The organism is Pseudaquidulcibacter saccharophilus, from assembly GCF_019455445.1.
Lineage (GTDB): Bacteria > Pseudomonadota > Alphaproteobacteria > Caulobacterales > Aquidulcibacteraceae > Pseudaquidulcibacter > Pseudaquidulcibacter saccharophilus.
The window spans coordinates 1-1,133 of record NZ_JAHWUS010000010.1 but is presented as its reverse complement, the minus strand read 5'-3'; the positions used below and the strand labels follow the sequence as shown (position 1 = coordinate 1,133).

At 46.6% G+C, this 1,133-nt stretch carries 1 protein-coding gene; it reads right to left on the bottom strand.

The features are described from left to right. Nucleotides 1-1,133 (bottom strand): elongation factor Tu (tuf, locus tag KXV15_RS13405; protein ID WP_240008716.1); only part of this gene is annotated, 1,133 nt, incomplete at both ends.

Below are 1,133 nucleotides of genomic sequence, written 5' to 3'. Positions count from 1 at the left end.
CCACCTTCGCGGATTGCGAAGCGAAGACCTTGGTCCATTGCGATTGGGGTGATTAGCTCAACAGTGATTTTGATGTTATCACCAGGCATAACCATCTCTGTGCCTTCTGGAAGCATGCAGATACCAGTCACGTCAGTTGTACGGAAGTAGAATTGAGGACGGTAGTTAGTAAAGAATGGAGTGTGACGACCACCTTCTTCTTTAGTAAGAATATATGCCTCTGCTTCAAACTTTTTGTGTGGTTTGATTGAACCTGGTTTGCAAAGAACCTGACCACGCTCAACGTCTTCACGGCCAACACCACGAAGAAGCGCACCAATGTTGTCGCCAGCTTGTCCTGAATCCAACAATTTACGGAACATTTCAACACCAGTTACAGTTGATTTTTGTGTGTCGCGGATACCAACGATCTCAACTTCTTCACCAACTTTAACGATACCAGTTTCAACACGACCGGTAACAACTGTACCACGGCCTGAAATTGAGAACACGTCTTCGATTGGCATCAAGAATGCTTGGTCAACCGGACGCTCTGGTTGTGGGATGTAGCTGTCAACTGTGTCCATAAGTGCAAGAATTGCTTTCTCGCCAATTTCTGGATCACGGCCTTCAACAGCTGCCAATGCAGAACCTTTAGTGATTGGAATGTCATCACCAGGGAAGTTGTATGAAGATAGAAGTTCACGAATTTCCATCTCAACCAATTCCAACAATTCTTCGTCGTCTACCATGTCCACTTTGTTCATGAACACAACCAACGCAGGAACACCTACCTGACGTGCAAGCAAAATGTGCTCACGTGTTTGTGGCATTGGACCATCAGCTGAAGACACAACCAAAATCGCGCCGTCCATTTGCGCCGCACCAGTGATCATGTTTTTAACGTAGTCAGCGTGTCCTGGGCAGTCAACGTGCGCATAGTGACGTTTCGCTGTTTCATACTCAACGTGTGCAGTGTTAATGGTGATACCACGTGCTTTTTCTTCTGGAGCCGCGTCAATATCCGCATAAGCCATTGCTTTTGCACCACCAGCTTTCGCCAATGTCATGGTGATAGCAGCAGTCAATGTTGTCTTACCGTGGTCAACGTGTCCAATAGTACCAATGTTACAATGCGGCTTGGTACGCTCAAA